Here is a 19,194-nt window from a genome sequence, read left to right as displayed (position 1 = left end):
GGACAGCCGGACGAGCGCGAAGGTCACGACCTGCGGGGAACCGGCAGCGGCAAGCCTTTCGACCGGTCAGCACCAAGACGCGGGCGATGACGGACTGAGGATCAGTGATCATCTCGGGATGCATGTCCTGTGCGTGAATCGGCAGGAGTCGTATGTGGGAGTTGTCGGAATCGCGGATAGGTGAGGACGAAGGTCGTGAGGATCGCCATGATTGCTGCGCCGACGATGATGGGTAGGGGCGGCCAGGCGCTGTAGAGCGCGGTGCCTGCGGTGGGGGCGACAACGAAGGTGAGTCCCATGGTGGCGGCGACGAGTCCGGCAAGACCGCCTTGTTCCTCACGTGTGACGAGCAGAGTGGGTCCGGCGGTGAAGCCGGGCATGGCGATACCGAATCCGATGCCCACGACGGCGATGGAGCCGAACAGCAGGATGGGTCCGGCGTCGGGGACGAGGAGCAGGAACCCCGCCAGTACGACGGCTCCGCCGACGCGTAGCAGGGTGGCAGGTGTCCATCTGGTACGCGGCACGATGAGGCCTTGGGCGAGGACCATGCCCAGTCCTGCGGCGAGAAGGGCCGCGCCGGTGAGGACTCCTGCGGTGTTGGCGTCGAGGTGGAGCCGGTCTTGGACGATGAACCCGGTGACGATCTGCACGAACCCGAGCGCGGTGAAAAGGCCGAAACCGGCGAGCAGGAAAGGCCAGATGCGTGGGTCGGTCGGGCGCACTCGCGTGGGCTTCTCGATCAGTGTGGTGCGTGGCTCACGGCGCAGGCGACCCAGGACGAGCAGGAGTCCGAACGTGAACAGGAGCGGCACGGCGATCAGTGGTGTCAACAGCCCGAACCATGCGAGGAGCCCTCCGATGACGGCTCCCGCGATCTGGGCGACACCCTGCACCGCACCAACCCGGGCCATCCCTGCGACGCGTGTCTCCTCGTCTGGGGTGATGTCGGCGATGTACGCCTGTGCGGTGGGTGGAATCGCTGAGATCGAGAGGCCGAAACCGATGCCGCGGAATACCACGAACAGGACGAACAACGTGGTGCCGGTGATCAAGCCAGCCATTCCGAGTTGCGCGATGACCGCGAAGACGCTCGTGGTGACGACCCCCAGCGCGAGGGCGAGCACCAGCACGGGCTTGCGCCCCCGCGACTGAGAACGTCGTCCCCACGCGCCGCTGACAAGCACCATCATGATCGCGGCGGAACTGATGGTCACTCCGACCTGCCACTCGGCGAGACCAACCTCCCGGGACAGCGGAGCGATGATCGGATTGAGCGTCATCTGGGCGAGGTAGGCCAAGAATACGGCGGTCAGCAGAACCTTGATCTGCGGAGCGGGTACGGTCGCGGAAGGAGCGGGTACGGCCACAGAAGTCGGTGTCACGGGGTGTCTTCTCCTTCAAAAGTGCCCTGGCGTGGATCTGCCGCGGCGATACGGCGTGTGGTGAGTCCGTCGAGCATCAGTTCGAGCTTTCGGATGAACCAGTCACGAGGGGGGGTGGCTATCGCCTCCTGCATGGCTGCGCGCACCCCAGCACGGCCGGGCGGATCCTCCGGTCGGAGAGTCCACAGTGCTGCCAGCTGCTCGCGGGTGTCGGCACTGGCCGCGTCCTCTCGTCGAGAGAGGTCTTCGACCCCTCGGCAGTGGTCGATGGTGAGGTCGATGGTGGTGTCGACGGCGAGAACGGCCTGGTCGGCGGTGAATCCCTGCTCGGTCAGCGCCAGGGCGAGGTCGTCGTACAGTCCCATCATCCGCGGTGGTACGACCGCGCCGGAGAGCTCTGTCACGGCTCCGGGGTGGGTGGCGAGGAGATCCCACAGGGTGGTGGCGTGCCGATGCAGGATCTCCCGCCAGTGGCCGGTGACCGGCGGCCAGGTCGTCTTGTCGAGGACGTGGTCCCAGGTCAAGGCGAGCAACCCGGCGCGGGTCGGCGTGTAGCGGTAGAGCGTCATGGTGGAGACGCCGAGCCGCTGTGCGACGGCGGGAACGGTCAGTCCGGCGAAGCCTTCGGCGAGGACCGCCTCGGCGATATCGGCTTCGGTGAGCTTGCGTGGCCTGCCTGTGCGGGCGGCGTTCATTGTGCGATCAGCCTCCATGTCGTTGCCGCCGTCAGCGCGTGCCAGTGCGCGGCGTAGCCGCCGTCGTGTTCGAGAAGTTGGTCGTGGGTGCCGCGCTCGGTGATCCGTCCGTCCTCGATGAAGAGGATCTGGTCGGCCTCGACGATCGTCGTCAGCTGGTGGGCGATGACGATGACGGTGCGATCGCGCGCCAGTTCGTGAACGGCGGCGGTGACAAGGTTCCCGTTCTCGGCGTCCAGGGAGGCAGTCGCTTCATCCAGGAGCAGCACCGGGGCGTTCTTGAGGAAGGCTCGGGCGAGTGCGACCCGCTGCTTCTCCCCGCCCGAGAGCCGTACCCCGCCTTCGCCGACCTGACTGTCCCAGCCTTCGGGGAGTACGGCGATCACCTCGGTGAGACCGGAGCGTGCGGCCACGTCCGCAAGTTCGGCGTCGGTGGCGTCGGAACGGGCGAGCCGGACGTTGTCGGCCAAGGTACCGGAGAACAGGTAGCTGTCCTGGAAGACCGGGGAGATCGCCTGATGCCGATTCTCGGCGCCGAGCCCAGGAAGGGGCACGCCGCCGAGGCGGATCTGTCCGTGCTGGGGGTCGAAGAACCGGGCGGCGAGCCGGATGATCGTGGACTTGCCACCCCCGGACGGGCCGACGATCGCGGTCGTCGTGCCCGGCGCCACGGTGAAGGAGATGTCGTGCAGGACCGGGTCGTCGTCGTAGGCGAAAGAGACGTGATCGAAGGCGAGCGTCCCATCCGCCGGGGAGGTGGACATGGCCGGTTCCGGTAGCGGACGGGTGTCCAGGACGGCATCGGCGGCGTCCATCTGCGCGGAACGGATGCGGATGACGGTGGCATTCGCGGCGACATCCCCGAGGGGTGTGACGATCAGATTGATGACCGGTAGTGTCGCCAGTAGCGTTGCCAGCGCGACCGGATCGGTGATCCCTGCGGCGACGGCGATGACCAGCGACAGCAGTGCGAGGAGCACGAGACGGGCGATGAACCCGTTCACGATGAGCGGCGGGAGCACGAGCCACAACTGTCGGCGTTCTGTGCGGGCCTGTTCTTGCAGTGAACGGTCGAACTGCTCAGCCGCAGGGCCCTGCCGTCCGAAGGTGCGCAGCACCGGCTGGGATTGCGCGAACTCCACCATTTGATCGCTCGCTGCGGCGGTGGCCTCGTTGACGGCGGCGTCGGCTCGCCTGCCGAGTCGTCCAGCCCACCAGAACACCAGCAGCACGGACGGAACGGCGGCGAGCGCCACCAGCCCGATGCGCCAGTCGACGACAAGCAGGGTGACGATGAGGACGAGCGGCACCAGCACCGACCGCAGCAGGGCTGAGAACTGACGGACCGGCAGGGCGAGGATGTCCATGACGCCCTTGCTCAAGGTCACTCCCAACGTACTGGTGTGTCCCGGGGTGAACCAGCCCAGTGGCAGCGTCGCGACGTGGTCGCCGAGCCGGTAGCGCAATTGGTCCAGGGTGGTGCTGCCGACGTCGAAGCCTTTGACCGTGGCCCGGTAGTCGACGAGCCACGCCACGACGGCCGAGAGCGCGAAGCCGCCCACCCACCAGACCAGTTCTGCGTGAGCACCGATCAGCAGCGCCCGCAGGATCGGGATCGTGAACGCCAGCGTGATGCCCTGCAGGAAGGTCGCGGCGATCACCCATCGCAGCTGGCTGCGCAGCAGGTGGGCGTGCTCGGGGCCGAGGTAGCGGGAGAGTCGACGGATCATCGCGTGCCCCCTGCCGTGGCATTCCGCATCGCCGCCGTTTGTAAGGGGTCGGCCGGGTGCTGTGCGTGCCACAGTCGGTGATATGCGCCGTGCCGTTCGATCAGCTCCCGATGGGTGCCGTCCTCGACGACGCGGCCCTCGTCGAGAACGAGGATGCGATCCGCCCCCGCGACCGAATCGAGTCGGTGGGCGATGACAATGATGGTCCGGGATCGCTTGGAGACCAGGGCCGATAGCCCGGTCTGGATGGCTCGGGCGTTTTCGGCGTCGGCGGCGGAGGTCGCCTCATCGAGCACCAGGACCTCGGGGTCGAGTAGCAGTGCACGGGCGATGGAGACCCGTTGCGCCTCCCCGCCGGAAAGTCGCGCGTCCTCGCCGATGACGGAGTCGTAGCCCTGCGGCAGCTCAAGGATGCGGTCGTGAATGCTCGCGGACCTGGCGGCCTGCTCGACCTCTGCGCGTGAGGCGTCGGGGCGGGCCAGGGCGATGTTCTCCGCGACACTCATCCGCAGCAGGCGCACGTCCTGGAACACCGCCCCGACCGTGCGGAACAGCTCATCCGACGCGACATCGGGAAGGGGTACGCCGCCGAGGAGCACCTGGCCGATCGCGGGGTCGGCGTAGCGCAGCAGGAGCCGGGCCAAGGTCGTCTTGCCCGAGCCCGATGCGCCCACGATGGCGGTGACCGTCCCGGGCTCGAAGGCGACGCTGACATCGTGCAGCACCATCCGGTCGGCGTCATAGCCGAAACTCACCCGGTCCAGCTCGATCCTCGTCCCGGTGGGGACGGACGGCACGGGTGTCTCGGGCAGTTGCTCGGTGTCCAGAAGGTCGTTCAGGCGTGCGGCGGCGCCATTCGCCATTTGCAGTGCCATCACGTTCGATGTCAGCACCGAGATCGGACCGCCGATACCTAGGCCGACGAGGGCGAAGGGGATCACCTGCACCGGTTGCATCCAGCCGAGCGAGACGAACCAGCTGCCGAACACGAGCGTGAGCAGGAGCAGCGCCGTGGGGGCGACGGCCAGGTTCGCGATCGTCTCCGGTGCGATCATCGGCCGGGCCCATTCGATGAAGAACTTGGTGAACCGGTCCGACGCCGCTCGATAGGCTGCGCTCGCCCGCCCCGTCTGGCCGAACGTCTTCACCACGGGGATGCCGTCGACGAACTCCACTACCGCGCTGTTGACGCCCTCGAGCACCCGGCCGTACTCGTCCATGTCCTTGCCCATGCCCGCCAGCATCCGCCCGTAGATCACCACGAATACCGGCAACGGAGCCATCAGCACCAGCGCCAGCCGCCAGTCGATGAAGAACAAGTAGGCGTAGGCGGCGATCGGGGTGACGACCGCGCCGGCGAGCTCGGCGTAGGAATGCGCCACCAGATGGTGCAGTGCCGTGACGTCATCCTGCATGCCCTGCTTGACCCGGCCCGCGCTGGTGTCGGTGAACCACCCCAGCGGCGCGCCCCGCAGCCTCGCCGCCAGCTTCCGCCGCAGAATCAACGTCAGATCGTTGTCTGCCAGATGCGCGATCAGATCCGCCGACGCCTTTAACATCAGCCCCAGGCCCAGCAACACCAGGCCTGCTACCAGCACCGGCCAGATCCCGGGATCACCGGCATCCGCGATCAGGCGCTCCGCGATCATCGCTCCCGTCACCAGCGGCGACAACATCAGCGCAGATGCGACTGCCTGCACGACGATCACCATGATCAAGCGACCCCGAACCGGCCTCAACAGTGTCGCCATCGGAGTCGACTTGGCCTGCGGCGCAGACTCCCGGTCACTGCGTGACGGCATACCGCCACTCCTGTCTATGGGCGTGTATCGCCGTCCGAACATCCAGCGGATGCGCATTCGGCAGCAACGAGATCCGTTCTCGGCAACGAGATTACGTTATGCCCATAACAAAAGTCAACCAGGCCATCGTTGGCGCAGCGTTGCGAGCCGTTGACGCTCAGTGCGGGTGCCGGTCCTCGGGTTGGCCACCCGGCGATCAGCCCCGCACCCTCTGTGGCGGCCGCCGAATTCCTCGGCGACCCGCTCGGTGTGATCGAAGCGATGCCGAGACGATGCTCGACGCGATCTACGAAGCAGCCTTCCATGGCGACCTTGGTACGTCGTAACCTGTCGATGGAAGCGCTCCCATAGCTGTCATGCACACCGGAAACCGCAGAACCAGCACACCCCACGACAGGAGAACGCGCCGCATGCCGTCGATACGGACGTCGATCCGGACACGGTGGGCCGCCACAACGGCGGCCGCCCTGCTCCTCGGGGCGGTCGCCGCCGTCCCGACCACCGCCACGGCAGCCGCCGCCCCACCGGCTGCCCCCACCACCGCAACAGCCGAAGCAACAGCCGAAGCACCAGCCGAAGCAGTCGCCGAGGCCGTACCGGAGAACGACTGGCTGCACACCGACGGGAACACGATCGTCGACGAGGCCGGCAACCAGGTGTGGCTCACCGGGGCCAACTGGTTCGGCTACAACGCCACCGAGCGGGTCTTTCACGGCCTGTGGTCGGCCAACATCGAGGCCGTCACCCGGGCGATGTCGCAGCGTGGCATCAACATCGTCCGGGTGCCGATCTCCACCCAGCTGCTGCTGGAATGGAAGGCCGGCCAGCCGCTGGCCCGGCCCAACATCAACGCGTACGTCAACCCGGAGCTGGACGGCCTCAACAACCTGCAGATCTTCGACTACTGGCTCGAATTGTGCGAAAAGTACGGCCTGAAGGTCATGCTGGACGTGCACAGCGCCGAAGCCGACAACTCCGGCCACCTCTACCCGGTGTGGTGGAAGGGCTCGATCACCGTCGAAGACTTCTACCAGGGCTGGGAGTGGGTGACCACGCGCTACCGCGACAACGACACGATCGTCGCGATGGACATCAAGAACGAGCCGCACGGCACCCCGAACGACCCGCAGCGGGCCAAGTGGGACTCGTCGACCGACCAGGACAACTTCAAGCACGCCTGCGAGACGGCCGGCCGACGGATCCTGGCGATCAACCCGAATCTGCTGATCCTCTGCGAAGGCATCGAGGTCTACCCGCGCGCCCACGCGGACTGGGACTCCCCCAACACCAACCCGGACCTCAGCCCCAACTACTTCTACAACTGGTGGGGCGGCAACCTGCGCGGCGTCGCCGAACACCCGATCGACCTGGGCGCCAACCAGGACCAGCTGGTCTACTCTCCGCACGACTACGGCCCGCTGGTGTACGAGCAGCCGTGGTTCCAGGGCGAGTTCGACAAGGCGTCGCTGACCGAGGACGTGTGGCGGCCCAACTGGCTCTACATCCACGAGGACGACACCGCGCCGCTGCTGATCGGCGAGTGGGGCGGCCGGTACGGTCAGGACGCCCGCCAGGACAAGTGGCTGCACGCCCTGCGCGACCTGATGATCGACTACGGCATCCACCACACGTTCTGGTCGCTAAACCCCAACTCCGGTGACACCGGTGGTCTGCTGCTCGACGACTGGACCAGCTGGGACGAGGTCAAGTACAACGAGGTGCTCAAGCCGGCACTGTGGCAGCACGACGGCACGTTCGTCGGCCTGGACCACCAGGTGCCGCTCGGCGGCGTCGGCTCGACCACCGGGATCAGCCTGGGCCAGCGCTACAGCGACGGCGGCGGGGACGACGACGTCACCGTGCCGACCGCGCCCGGCCAGCCGGCCGCCAGCGACGTCACCGCCGACTCGGTGACCCTGACCTGGACGGCGTCGACCGACAACGTCGGCGTCACCTCGTACCAGGTGCTGCGGTCCACCGCCGGCGGCCCGGCCACCCCGGTCGCCACGGTCTCCGGCACCACGTACACCGCCTCCGGCCTGACCCCCGAAACCAGCTACACGTTCACGGTCCGGGCCCGCGACGCCGCCGGCAACGTCTCGCCGTCGTCGCCGGCGCGGACGGTCACCACCGCGGCCAACGACGGCGGCCCCGGTGACGACGGCTGCACCGCCACGTACACGGTGACCAGCAGCTGGCAGGGCGGCTTCCAGGGCGGTGTCGAGGTCCGCAACACCGGCACCTCGGCGATCTCCGGCTGGACGGTCACCTGGACCAACCCCAGCGGTACGTCGATCGCGTCGCTGTGGAACGGTCGGTTGACCACCTCCGGCGCGGCCGTGACGGTCCGCAACGAGGCGTACAACGGGGCGTTGGCGCCGACCGCCGCGACCTCGTTCGGGTTCCTCGGCTCCGGGTCCAGCGCGACGCCGGCCGACCTGACCTGCACCGCCTCCTGACCAGACCCTGACCCGCTCCGCTGGGCGGGCCTGACCGATCCTGGTCGGGCCCGCCCAGCGCAGCGTCGAGCGGTAGAAGCTCCGAATCGTGAGCCACAGCGGCTGATCAAACCGCCGCTCGGCGTGTCAGGTCGCTGAGCCGAAGTGGATCATGGCTCGGATCCGGCAGGCTGACCGCCGTCGTCTCCGCCGCTGGTGGTGGTAGCGACGGCGCGGGCGAGCCGGTCCCGCAGCTTGGGCGGCAGGTCGTCGACGGCCCGGGAGATCAGCGGGGTGAGTTCGGGCCGGCCCATCCGCCAGGCGAAGACGTCCCGTACGGTCACTTCGTGATCGGGCCGGTGCAGCACCTCGACCTCGGCGCCGGCGCACATCGAGCCGGGCCGCTCGACGGCGAAGTAGGCACCGGGGCGGCCGGCGGCGGCGAAACGCGGCACGAACCGACCTTCCTGCCCCCAGAACCACGGGAGCGTACGGCAGGGAATACGCGGCCCGGTGACCCGGACCACCACGCCGCCGATCCGCCAGCGCTCGCCGATCACCGCGAGGTTGCAGTCGACGCCGTCGAGGGTCAGGTTCTCTCCCGCCGCGCCGGGGCTCAGCTGACGGTCGAGTTCGGTGGACCAGCTCAGCAGGTCGGCCAGTTGGAACGCGTACAGGGCCTGATGGATCCCGCCGTGGACGGCGGTGTTGACCACCAGGTCGCCGACGATGCCACCATCGTCAACGTGGACCGCGCCGGTGACGGGCCGCTTGTCGATCCCGCTAGACTCGACGCCGCCCGGTGGTCCGTCGACGATCGTGCGCGCGACGTTGACCGAAACGACGACGCCAGCGGAACCTGCGCCAGACGAAACGGCACCGTCCGGGTCGGCGACGCCAGCGGAATCGGTGCCGCCGCCGGCGGGATCGGTGCTGGTGGACGACGAGCCGGTCATGCTGTGCCTCCACAGGCGACAGGAGGTGGTGCGCGGTGGTCGGGCCCGTTGACGGGTACGACGAGGACGCGGACATCTACCAGCTGCTGGCCAGCCGACTATATCCGACCTTGTCGTCATTGCTGGCGCACGATGCGCCCTACTACCACCGGCCGTCGCGGTCGTGGTTCGTCACCCGCCACCGTGACGTCCTGACGTTGCTCACCGATCGCAGACTGGCTGGCCGCTCCTCCGATGAGTCTACGTCGGACCTTTCGGCGGCCGAGCGGGCGTTGGCCGCGCCGGTCGAGGAGCACCTGGCCCGCTGGCTGGTCTTCTCGGACGCCGACCGGCTGGCCGGACTGCGCCGGGCGTTCCGTGCCACGCTCAACGCGGCGGCGACCTCCGGCTGGCGGGACCGCTTCGACCAGCTGGCCCGCGACCAGGTCGCGGCATGGCCGGCCGGCACCGATGCCGTACCGTCGGCCGGCACCGATGCCACACCCCTCGTCGGCGCCGATCTCGTCTCCGAGGTCATCGCGCCGTTCACCGTCGCCGGCATCACCGACGTGCTCGGCGCCCCCGCCGAGGACCGTGACCGGATCGGCCGGTGGGGACTCGACCTGCTGGGCTACCTGTCGCTCGACTCCTTCCACGAACCGCTGGTGGCCGCGGCAGCGAGCGCCCTGGCCAACCTGGTCGACTACTTCCAGCACCGCTACCTGCCGACGGCGAAAGGAGAGGTCGCCGACTGTTTCCGGACCACCCTCGGCCAGGGCGCGGATCCGGCGGATCTGGCGGCGGTGTTCACCCAACTACTCACCGGGGGGCTGGAGCCGACCCGGACCGCGCTCGCTCTCGGTTACGCGTGGCTCGCCGAACCCGGCCGGCGTGCCGTCTTCGCCGCCCATCCTGACGGATTCGTCGACGAGGTTCTCCGGTTGGCCTGCCCGTTCCATTTCGCACCACGTACCGCGATAGCGGATATATCGGTTGGTGGCCGCCGAATCACCGCCGGCAGTCGGGTCACCCTGCTACTGGTCGGCGCAAATCGGGACCCACTGGCCTTTCCCCGACCGGACCAGATCGATCCCGACCGACCCTTGCGGCGGCACCTGACGTTCGGCCGTGGCCCGCACTTCTGCATGGGAGCCCGGCTGTCGGCCCACCTGGTCCGGGCCGGACTCGGCGCGCTGACCGATCCGCCGGCCTGGCCGCCGGTCGGGCGGCCGGCCCCGCAGATCACCCGTACGGCCGGCATGACCTGGGTACGTTCGATGCGGCTAAACCGGGCGATAGGCTAGGGTGACCTGCTCGAAGCGACCACCACAGACCCACTCGAAGCGACTACCACTAGGCTGGGCACACTGATGACCTCGACGTCCTTCGTCTCGACGACCATCCCCTATGTGAACGCACGTCCGCACCTCGGTCACGCCTTCGAATACGCGCAGGCCGATGCTTACGCCCGACACATGCGCGCGTGCGGCGAGGATGTCTACCTGTTGAGCGGGTCCGACGAAAACAGCCTGAAGAACGTTCTCGCCGCCGAACGCGAAGGACTCACCGCCCGCGAGTTGGTCGACCGTAACGTCGTCTACTTCGAGCAGCTCGCGGCAGAACTCCAAATGGACCTGACCCGTTTCATCCGTACGAGTGTCGACCGCGACCACATCGACGGCGCGATCGAAATCTGGCGTCGGATGGCCGCCAACGACGACATCTACGCCCGCGACTACCAGGGGTTGTACTGCGTCGGCTGCGAACAGTTCTACAGCCCGGCGGAATTGGTCGACGGTAAATGTCCGGAGCATCTTGTCGAACCAGAACTCGTCGCGGAACGCAACTACTTCTTCCGGTTGTCCCGGTACGGTGACCGTCTCGTCGAGGCGCTGGAGTCGGGCCAGCTGAAAATCGTCCCCGAGTCCCGCTACAACGAGGTGATCAGCTTCATCCGCAGCGGCTTGGCCGACATCAGCATCTCCCGGTCGACCGAACGCGCCCGGGGCTGGGGCATCGAGGTTCCCGGCGACTCCGGCCAGGTGATGTACGTCTGGATCGACGCGCTCACCAACTACATCAACGCGCTCGGCTGGACCCGCGACGGCGAGGAATACCAGCGGTACTGGGCCGACGCCCAGCGCCGGGTACACGTCGTCGGCAAGGGCGTCACCCGGTTCCACGCCGTCTACTGGCCGGCCATGCTGATGTCGGCCGGACTGCCGCTGCCGACGGAAGTCGTGGTGCACGGCTACATCACCGCCTCCGGAGTCAAGCTCAGCAAGTCGATGGGCAACGCGGTCGACCCGGCCGACCTGATCGCCCGCTACGGAATCAACGCCGTACGCTATTTCCTGCTCGCCGAATTCTCGCCGTTCATCGACGGGGATTTCACCGAGGAGCGGCTGATCAGCCGGTACAACTCGGACCTGGCCAACGGGCTCGGCAACCTGCTGAGCCGGGCGACCAGCATGACGGTGCGCTACCGCGACGGGGTGGTGCCCGAGCCGGCGGACCGGGGCGAGCCCGAGGCGGCGCTGGCCGCGCAGGTCGCGCAGACCCGGCAGGCGTCGGTGGCGGCGATGCGGGGGTACGACCACCGCGAGGCGCTCGCCCGCGTCTGGGACCTGGTCCGGCGGACCAACGCCTACGTGGACGAGCGGTCGCCCTGGCATCTGGCCAAGTCCGACGACCCGCGGTCGCAGGCGATGCTGGACACCACCCTGCACCACCTGGTCGGGGCGGTACGGCAGCTCGGTGACCTGATCATGCCGTTCCTGCCGGAGGCCGGTGCCACGGTCCTGCAGAACGTGGGATCGGCGCCGTCCACGGTGCCCGGTGCCGACGCCTGGCTCGACGAACTCACCGGCACGAAGGTGACCAAGGCGGGCGCGTTGTTCCCGCGCATCGAGGTGGCACCCTGACCTGGTCGTCCACTGCGGCCGGACAGCACTACTGAAGGTGTGCGGTAAGGTATCGCGGCGAGGCGTCGAGTGAGCCTTCGATCAAGGAGGTCGGGCTGTGCCCGTTATTCCCGCCGCGATACCGCTGATCGACCGGTTCACCGACATCGCCGATCAGGCACCCCGACAGGTGGCGTTCGTGGTGGCCGACCCGGACGGCAGCGAACGATCCCGTACCTTCGGTGAGATCCGGGCGGAGTACGGCGAGTTCACCGCACGGTTGGCCGCCGCCGGAGTGGCCGACGGGGACGTCGTGGTGCTGGCGATCGAAAACCACATCGTCTACTACAGTCTCGTGTTCGCCGCCTGGCACGCCGGGGCGGCTGTGCTGCCGATCAGCCCGTACCTCGACCGGTCCGACCAGGACGCGCTGCTCGACGTGGTCGCCACCCGGTTGGGCCGGCCGGTGCTGGTCGACACCGTCGCCCATGCCCGGCACGACACGGTGGTGGTGGACGCGACCGGCGGATTCGACGTGGTCCCGGCGGCCGCCGCCGCGTCGACCGGGCAGCGGCGTGGGCCGGTCGACGCCGACCGGACGCACCTGTACATGACCTCGGGTGGCGCGACCGGGCTGCCGAAGGTGATGCGGTTCAAGCTGAGCTGGGCGGGCAAGCGGGACATGCCGTACCGCAGCGCCGGACTGGCCGACCCGTCCGGCCGTTCGTCGGGCACCGCCACCCGGCTGATCTGCGGCTCGCTCTATCACACCGGCAACTTCGCGCCGTCCACCCACGTGATGCTCACCGGTTCGGCGGTGATCACCATGTCCGATTTCGACCCCGGGCTGGTCTGTACCCTGCTGCGCCGGCACGAGGTCTTCTCGATGGGCATCACACCGGGGCACATGATGAGTGTGCTGGCCACCCCGGACCTGGACCGTGCCGCGTTCGACCGGCTGACCCGGGTGTCCCACGGGGCGGCCCCCTGCCCGGGCTGGGTCAAGCGGGGCTGGATCGACCTGGTCGGCCCGAAACGGCTGTTCGAGGTCTACTACAGCTCGGAACTCAGCGGCGCGGGTCGGCCGATGGTCGTCGACGGCGAGCAGTGGCTACGCAAGCCCGGCACCGTCGGGAAGGCGACCGACGTGCGTATCCTCGACGCCGACGGCCGCGACGTGCCGGTCGGCGAGATCGGCGAGATCTTCGTACGTCTCGACTACGGTGCCGCGAACAGCTACGTCGGCGACCGTGAGCTGCGTCGGGCACCCGACGATCCGGCGTACGTCAGCGTCGCCGACCTCGGCTGGCTCGACGAGGACGGCTACCTGTTCCTCGCCGATCGGATGTCCGAGACGATCGACATCGGGTCGGTCACGGTCTACCCGAGTCGGGTCGAGGAGGTCATCGGCGATGATCCCGAGGTCGCCGACGTCGCCGTCGTCGGGTTGTGGACCGAGGACGGTCGGCCGTACCTGCACGCGCTGGTGCAGCCGGTGCCCGGGGCCGGGCTGTCCCCGACGGCCGTCCGGCAGCTGTGCCGGGCCGCGCTGACCGAGGCGGAGGTGCCGGAGACGGTGCAGTTCACGGCGGTGCTGCCGCGTACCGCCGAGGGCAAGATGCGCCGTTCGGTGCTGCGCGACATGACCAGCCGAGACGGGGCCAGCCGCGACCTGACCGGCCAGGCGTGACCAGCCAGCACAGCTGACCCCGGCCAGGCGTGACCAGCCGCGACGGGGCCGGCCGGCACGGCCGACCCCGGTCGGGTCAGCTCACGTGCGCGGCCCACATCCGGGCGTACCGTCCGTCGGCGGCCAGGAGTTCCCGGTGGGTGCCCTGCTCGACGACCGCGCCGTCGGCCAGCACGTAGATCCGGTCCGCGGCGGCTGCGGTGGACAGCCGGTGCGCGATGAGGATCGTGGTCCGGCGGCCCGCGAGCCGGCGCTGCGCGGCCAACACCTCGGCCTCGGTGCCCGGGGTGAACGCGGCGGTCGCCTCGTCGAGGATCAGCAGCCCGGGGTCGGTCAACTCGGCGCGGGCCAACGCGACGAACTGCCGTTGGCCGGCGGAGAGCCGGCCGCCCCGCTCACCCACCTCCTGGTGGAAGCCGTCCGGTAGGCGCTCGACCACGCCGAGGCCGCCGACGGCGGACATGGCCTGCTCGCACTGTCGCGGCGTGGCGTCCGGCCGGCCGTACCGCACGTTGTCGGCGACCGTACCGGTGAACAGGTGCGCCTCCTGTGGCACGATGCCGATCCGGCGGCGCAGCAGCACCGGGTCGTAGTCGCGGATGTCGACGCCGTCGACCTCGATCCGACCGGCCTGCACGTCGTAGCTGCGGGTGATCAGCTTGACCAGAGTGGACTTGCCGGCGCCGGTCTCGCCGACGAGCGCCACCGTCTCACCGGGCGCGACGGTCAACGACACGTCCCGCAACGCCCACGGCCCGTCGTCGTCGTACCGGAAGGACACCTGGTCGAAGCGGACCTCGCCGCGTAGTCGCGGCGGCAGCGGACGCGGATCGGCCGGGGTCGGCACCGAGTTGCGCATGCCCATCAGGTCGGCGAACTTGCGCAGCCCGACGACGGCCTGCTGGTAGCCCTCGAAGACGGCGGACAGCGACTGTGCCCGGCCGAACAGCAGACCGAGGTAGAGCAGGAACGCCACCAGGACGCCGACCTCGATCGCCCCGGCGGCGACCCGGGCGGCGCCGACCGCTATCACCGCCGCCAGGGTCAGGTCCGCGACCAGCGGCAGGAAGGCGAAGTACGCGGCGACGTAGCGCTGTGCCCGCAGCCGGGAGCGCCGGAACGCCTCGCTGCGGGCGGTGAACGCGGCCGCCGCCGTGGCCTCCCTGGTGTTGGCCTGGGTCACCCGCAGACCCGACACGCTCTCCTGCATCTTGACGTTGACCTCGGTGATCCGCTCCCGCGCCTCGGCGTACGCCTTGGTGGTGACCCGGTAGAAGACCAGGCTGACGCCGATCAGCAGCGGCAGCACGGGCAGCACCACCAGGGTCAGGGTGACATCGGTGAGCAGCAGGACGACGACGATGCCGACGGCGGTCAGCAGCAACGTGACGGCGGTGGTGATGCCGGTTTCGATGAAGGTCAGCGCGGCGTCGATGTCGGTGGTCATCCGGGTCATCAGCTGGCCGCCCTTGTGCCGCTCGTAGAAGTCGAGCCCGAGCCGCTGCAGTTTCGCGTACGTCCGCATCCGCAGCTGGTAGAGGACGGTCTCCCCGGCCCGGGCTGACAGCATCGCGCCGGACCAGACGGTGACACCGTTGATCACCACCGCCGCGAGGCCGAGCGCCACCGCCAGCCACAGCACCGCCGGGCGTCCCGGGTTCACGCCCTGGTCGATGCCGTAGCCGACCAGCCGGGGTACGGCGATCGAGGTGAGCGTGCCGATGACCGTCATCGCCAGGGCGGGCCGCAGATACCGGTACACCGGGCGCAGGTTGCGGCGCAGCCGGGCGTCGGCGGGGTCGTCGGTGGTGACGATCTCGTCGACGCCGATGTGTGGCGTGTCGGTGGCCGGGGGCAGACCGGCAGGTTCGGCCTCCGGTGCCGGCGGGTCGGGCCAGAGCCGGCGGTCGACCGCCGACGGCGAACCGTCGGCGTCAGTCGCCTCGACGGCGGTCTCGGCGGTCGTCAGGTCGTCGGCGGCCGGGGCGGGCTCGTCGGCGGCCGGGGCGGGCTCGTCGGCGGCCGGGGCGGGTTCGTCGATGTCCGGGCTGTCGCCGGCGATCAGCCGGTTGAACAGCGCACAGCGTTCGGTCAACTCGGCCTGGGTCCCGACGTCGACCACCGTGCCGCCGTCGACCACCGCGATCCGGTCGGCCAGCGCCAGGCTGGACCGGCGGTGCGCCACCAGGATCGTCGCCCGGCCGGCGGAGGTGGCCCCGAGTACGGTGTGGATCGCGGCTTCGGTGAGCGGGTCGACGGCCGAGGTCGCGTCGTCGAGGACGAGCACCCGTGGCTCGCTCAGCAGTGCCCGGGCCAAGGCGACCCGTTGCCGCTGGCCACCGGACAGGTCCAGGCCACGTTCCCCGACCGGGGTGTCGTACCCCTGGGGCAGGGCCGTGATGAAGTCGTGCGCCCCGGCGTCGCGGGCCGCTCTCTCCACGTCGGCCCGGCTGGCGTCGGGCCGGGCGTAGGCGATGTTCGCCGCGATCGTGTCGGAGAACAGGAACGCCTCGTCGAAGACGACGCCGACCGCTTGGCGCAGCGAGGCCAGCCGGTAGTCGCGGATGTCGCGTTCGGCGCCGGGCGGACCCAGGCGGATGGCGCCGTCCTGGACCTCGTAGAAGCGCGACAGCAGCACCGGCACGGTCGACTTGCCGGAGCCCTCCGCGCCGACCAGGGCCAGGGTCTCCCCCGGTGCGACGGTCAACGACATGCCGTCGAGCACCGGGCGGGCCCGGTGGTAGCCGAAGCGGACGCCGTCGAGTGCGACGCGCAGCGGTCCGGCGGGTACGTCCACCGCGTCCGGTGCCTCCACCACCACCGGCTGGGAGTCGATGACCTCGAAGACCCGGGTCACCCCGGCCCGGGTGAGCTGGACAGTGATGGCGAGCCCGCCGAACATCCGGGCGGGTCCGATCATGCTGGTCATGTAGCCGGCGAACGCGACGAAGGTGCCGAGGCTGAGGTCGCCGCGCAGGGCGAGGGTGCCGCCGACCGCCAGTACGCCCAGCTGGCCCAGCCAGGGCAGCGCGGTGACGGCGACGCTCTGCCACCGGGCGACCCGGGCTACCCGCAGCTTCTCCGCGAACAGCCGGCGGGCCAGCCGGTCCATCCGGGCGATCTCGCGTTCCTCCTGGCCGAAGCCTTTGACGACACGGACCCCGGTGACGGTTTCCTCCACGTGCTGGGCGAAGTCGGCCACCCGCTGCTGCGCCGACTGGGTCGCCGGGCGCAGGGTGCGGTGCCCACGGATGACGATGTACTGGGTCAGCGGCACGATCAGCAGCAGCACCAGGGTCAGCAGCGGGGACAGCCAGAGCATCAGCGCCAGCGCGGTGAGCACCAGCACCGCGTTGCCGACGATCAGCGGCAGCATCGACGGCAGCGCCTGCACCAGGTGGAGGTCGCTGTTGGCGCGGGAGACGATCTGGCCGGTGTGCAGTTCGTCGTGCTTGTCGCCGTCGAGGCGGTGCACCGCGGCGAAGACCCGCTGTCGCAGGTCGTGCTGGACGTCGAGGGCGAGCCGGCCCCCGAAGTAGCGGCGTACGTAGGCGGCGGCGAACTTGACGACCGCGAGGCCGGCCAGGATCGAGGCGATCCAGCCGAGGTTCGAGGTGTCGCCGGCGAGCGCGCCGTCCACCGCGTCGCGGTACAGCAGCGGGCCGACGGCCTCCAGCGCGACGCCGAAGACGGCGGAGAGGAACGCGAACGCCACCACCCACGGGTGGCGCAGGCAGGCACCGGCGAGCCGACGCAGCCACGACTTCTGTTTGGGCAACTTGCCACTCCTCTACAGGGCGTGTCGCTGATGGAGCCAGTCGAGACAGATCCGGGCCTCGCGCTGCTGCAGCGCCCGGACCGGGGCTGGTCCGGGGGTCCGGGCGAGGTAGACGAAGCGGCCGGCCAGGGCGGCCAGCACCCGGTCGACCGCGCCGGCCGGCGCGGCACGGGCGGCTCGATGCCGTAGGAACAGCCCGTCGGGCTCGGGGACGCCGTCCAACGCTGCCCCGAGGGCGAAGATCAGCGGGTCGAGCCAGGCCGCGCCTCGGGCGGCCTGTGCCCAGTCCACCAGCGTGACGGTGCTGTCGGTGTTGTCGGCGGCCAGCATGATGTTGTCGGCGCGCAGGTCCGAGTGCAGCAGGGTGTCGCCGGCGGCGGCCTGCGGGTAGTCACGTTCGAGCGCGGCGAGGGCGACGACGGTGGCCGGGTCCAGTTCCGCGTCGTCGGCCGGTACGCCGCCGGTGGCCAGCATGTGGTTCCAGCCGTGCCATTGCGACGCCGGCCCGCCCCAGTCGGGCAGGTCCGCGACCGGGCACGGGGTGGCGAGCGCGGACAGCGAGGTCAGGCAGTCCACCACGAGGCGCAACCGGCCGCTGGTCCACGGTGGGGTGACGATCTGACCGGGTACGTCGTGGAAGACCAGCCCGAGCCAGTCGGCGGCGCGGACCGTGCCGACGAACCAGGGGGCGGGTAGGCCGAGTGGGAGTTGCGGTGCCACCCGGGCTTCCCGCTCGTACAGCGACAGCGCGTATCCGTCGTCGGTGGTGTCGATCGCTTTGACGAACACCCGCCGCCCGTCGGCGCAGCGCAGCCGGCTGGCGACGCCACGGGAGAATCCGCCGGGTTGGGTGGTGTCGGCGACGACCGGTGCGCCGAGCAGGTCGACCACGGCCGCCCGGAAGGCGGCCGGTGCCGCCGGCCAGGGCACTCTGGTCGTCGCCGGCCAGGGCATTCTGCTGGTCGCCGGCCGGGTCATGACGTGGCCAGTTGGCGCAGGTCGACGTCGAGCCGGTCGCGGACCTGGTCGAGGAGCGGCCGGGCGAGCGAGCTGAACAGGCAGGGGTGGGTGTCGAGCCAGTGCGCCGTCATGCCACGGGTGTAGGCGCGGCTGAAGTAGCCGTAGTGGTGCAGGACGGTGACGCGGTCCGGGTCACCGGCGAAGCCGGCCGGTTGGAATATCTGTTCCCAGTCTCGCCAGTGCACCGGGAAGAAGTCGTCGAGGCCGCCGAAGGTCACCGCTTCCGGGGAATTGCGCACGACGTCCGTCCAATGGTAAACGACGCTTTGGTAAACATCGAGATCTTTGTCGGGGATCGTGGTGAATCGGTCAAGCATGGCGTTGGCTAGTGAATCACCCGCAGGCAGCGCTATCACACCAATATGGACGATCTTGTCGTCGCGGAGCAGCAGCCGCGATCCCGGCGAGGCGATCGGACGGCAGGTCAGCGTGTCGGTGTCCAGGTAGATCCCGCCGCGTGCGGCGAGCACCCCGAACCGGACCAGATCAGCCCGGTGGGCGACGAACCGCATCCGCCGGTACAGGTCGGCGTGCGCGACGGACGGCAACTCGTCCAGATCCAGGCGCTCCACCCGTACTCCCGGCAACTCGGGCACCGCGTCGTACCACACGTTCCGTCGTGGTGTCTCGTCCACGATGACGACGATCTGCGGGTGGTGGACCGCAGCCGACGCGATGGCCAACAGGTTGCCGAAGTCGAAGTCCTGGCCGGACCAGTAGAAGTAGACCGGCACTCGTGATCCCTCCCAAGATCCGGCGTAGCATAGCGCCATCGGTTGACACGGTCCACGCACGACCACTGGCCGTTGCCACATCGA

General features: G+C 69.4%; 12 protein-coding genes. 4 read left to right on the top strand and 8 right to left on the bottom strand.

Annotation, left to right across the window (positions count from 1 at the left end; translation table 11 throughout):
* Positions 1-101 precede the first annotated feature (101 nt).
* Genes O7632_RS14375 through O7632_RS14360 form a run of 4 tightly spaced genes read right to left on the bottom strand, consistent with a single transcriptional unit; the run spans position 102 to position 5,522 of the window.
* On the bottom strand, positions 102-1,385 hold the full coding sequence (locus O7632_RS14375; protein ID WP_278114756.1) for an MFS transporter: 1,284 nt from the start codon (positions 1,383-1,385) through the stop codon (positions 102-104).
* Positions 1,382-2,080 carry a helix-turn-helix domain-containing protein gene (locus O7632_RS14370; RefSeq protein WP_278114754.1) on the bottom strand — a complete coding sequence of 233 codons (699 nt, stop codon included), beginning with the start codon at positions 2,078-2,080 and terminating at the stop codon, positions 1,382-1,384. The genes O7632_RS14375 and O7632_RS14370 overlap by 4 nt, the downstream gene beginning before the upstream one ends.
* Positions 2,077-3,810, bottom strand: coding sequence for an ABC transporter ATP-binding protein (locus O7632_RS14365; protein ID WP_278114752.1), 1,734 nt, complete (start codon positions 3,808-3,810; stop codon positions 2,077-2,079). The genes O7632_RS14370 and O7632_RS14365 overlap by 4 nt, the downstream gene beginning before the upstream one ends.
* Positions 3,807-5,522 (bottom strand): ABC transporter ATP-binding protein, encoded by a 1,716-nt coding sequence (locus tag O7632_RS14360; RefSeq protein ID WP_278114750.1) that lies wholly within the window; start codon positions 5,520-5,522, stop codon positions 3,807-3,809. The genes O7632_RS14365 and O7632_RS14360 overlap by 4 nt, the downstream gene beginning before the upstream one ends.
* A gap of 500 nt (positions 5,523-6,022) precedes the next feature.
* Here O7632_RS14360 and O7632_RS14355 point away from each other — a divergent pair, with 500 nt between their 5' ends.
* Positions 6,023-8,071: a cellulase family glycosylhydrolase gene (locus O7632_RS14355; protein WP_278114749.1), complete on the top strand. Its 2,049-nt coding sequence runs from the start codon at positions 6,023-6,025 to the stop codon at positions 8,069-8,071.
* A 149-nt stretch (positions 8,072-8,220) separates the two neighbouring features.
* Here the strand turns inward: O7632_RS14355 and O7632_RS14350 are convergent, their stop codons facing one another.
* Positions 8,221-9,006, bottom strand: coding sequence for an MOSC domain-containing protein (locus O7632_RS14350; protein WP_278114747.1), 786 nt, complete (start codon positions 9,004-9,006; stop codon positions 8,221-8,223).
* Positions 9,007-9,041: 35 nt separating this feature from the next.
* Between O7632_RS14350 and O7632_RS14345 the strand changes: the two genes are divergently transcribed.
* The 3 genes from O7632_RS14345 (at position 9,042) to O7632_RS14335 (ending at position 13,578) form a co-directional block, all read left to right on the top strand.
* Complete coding sequence (locus O7632_RS14345) at positions 9,042-10,289, top strand: cytochrome P450 (RefSeq protein ID WP_278114746.1); 1,248 nt, start codon at positions 9,042-9,044, stop codon at positions 10,287-10,289.
* Between the two features lie 66 nt (positions 10,290-10,355).
* A complete protein-coding gene (metG, locus tag O7632_RS14340) occupies positions 10,356-11,909 on the top strand; it encodes a methionine--tRNA ligase (protein WP_278114744.1) in 1,554 nt (517 codons plus the stop codon).
* Between the two features lie 97 nt (positions 11,910-12,006).
* Positions 12,007-13,578, top strand: a complete 1,572-nt coding sequence (locus tag O7632_RS14335; protein WP_278114743.1) for an AMP-binding protein — start codon at positions 12,007-12,009, stop codon at positions 13,576-13,578.
* A 76-nt stretch (positions 13,579-13,654) separates the two neighbouring features.
* Here the strand turns inward: O7632_RS14335 and O7632_RS14330 are convergent, their stop codons facing one another.
* From O7632_RS14330 to O7632_RS14320, 3 genes are read right to left on the bottom strand one after another with little or no spacing between them, the layout of a single operon-like run.
* Positions 13,655-17,356 carry an ABC transporter ATP-binding protein gene (locus O7632_RS14330; protein ID WP_278114741.1) on the bottom strand — a complete coding sequence of 1,234 codons (3,702 nt, stop codon included), beginning with the start codon at positions 17,354-17,356 and terminating at the stop codon, positions 13,655-13,657.
* 12 nt (positions 17,357-17,368) lie between these two features.
* Positions 17,369-18,334 carry a phosphotransferase gene (locus tag O7632_RS14325; protein ID WP_278114740.1) on the bottom strand — a complete coding sequence of 322 codons (966 nt, stop codon included), beginning with the start codon at positions 18,332-18,334 and terminating at the stop codon, positions 17,369-17,371.
* Positions 18,331-19,110, bottom strand: coding sequence for a glycosyltransferase (locus O7632_RS14320; protein ID WP_278114738.1), 780 nt, complete (start codon positions 19,108-19,110; stop codon positions 18,331-18,333). The genes O7632_RS14325 and O7632_RS14320 overlap by 4 nt, the downstream gene beginning before the upstream one ends.
* Positions 19,111-19,194: the final 84 nt, after the last annotated feature.

The sequence above is a fragment of the Solwaraspora sp. WMMD406 genome (assembly GCF_029626025.1).
GTDB lineage: Bacteria > Actinomycetota > Actinomycetes > Mycobacteriales > Micromonosporaceae > Micromonospora_E.
This window is presented reverse-complemented; position numbering and strand designations above follow the sequence as displayed.

What these genes read in the sequence shown, in the direction of transcription:
- O7632_RS14365 (WP_278114752.1), bottom strand. Translation starts at nt 3,810, where the DNA reads ATGATCCGTCGACTCTCCCGCTACCTCGGCCCCGAGCACGCCCACCTG.
- O7632_RS14370 (WP_278114754.1), bottom strand. Translation starts at nt 2,080, where the DNA reads ATGAACGCCGCCCGCACAGGCAGGCCACGCAAGCTCACCGAAGCCGAT.
- O7632_RS14325 (WP_278114740.1), bottom strand. Translation starts at nt 18,334, where the DNA reads ATGACCCGGCCGGCGACCAGCAGAATGCCCTGGCCGGCGACGACCAGA.
- O7632_RS14350 (WP_278114747.1), bottom strand. Translation starts at nt 9,006, where the DNA reads ATGACCGGCTCGTCGTCCACCAGCACCGATCCCGCCGGCGGCGGCACC.
- metG (WP_278114744.1), top strand. Translation starts at nt 10,356, where the DNA reads ATGACCTCGACGTCCTTCGTCTCGACGACCATCCCCTATGTGAACGCA.
- O7632_RS14355 (WP_278114749.1), top strand. Translation starts at nt 6,023, where the DNA reads ATGCCGTCGATACGGACGTCGATCCGGACACGGTGGGCCGCCACAACG.
- O7632_RS14360 (WP_278114750.1), bottom strand. Translation starts at nt 5,522, where the DNA reads ATGGTGATCGTCGTGCAGGCAGTCGCATCTGCGCTGATGTTGTCGCCG.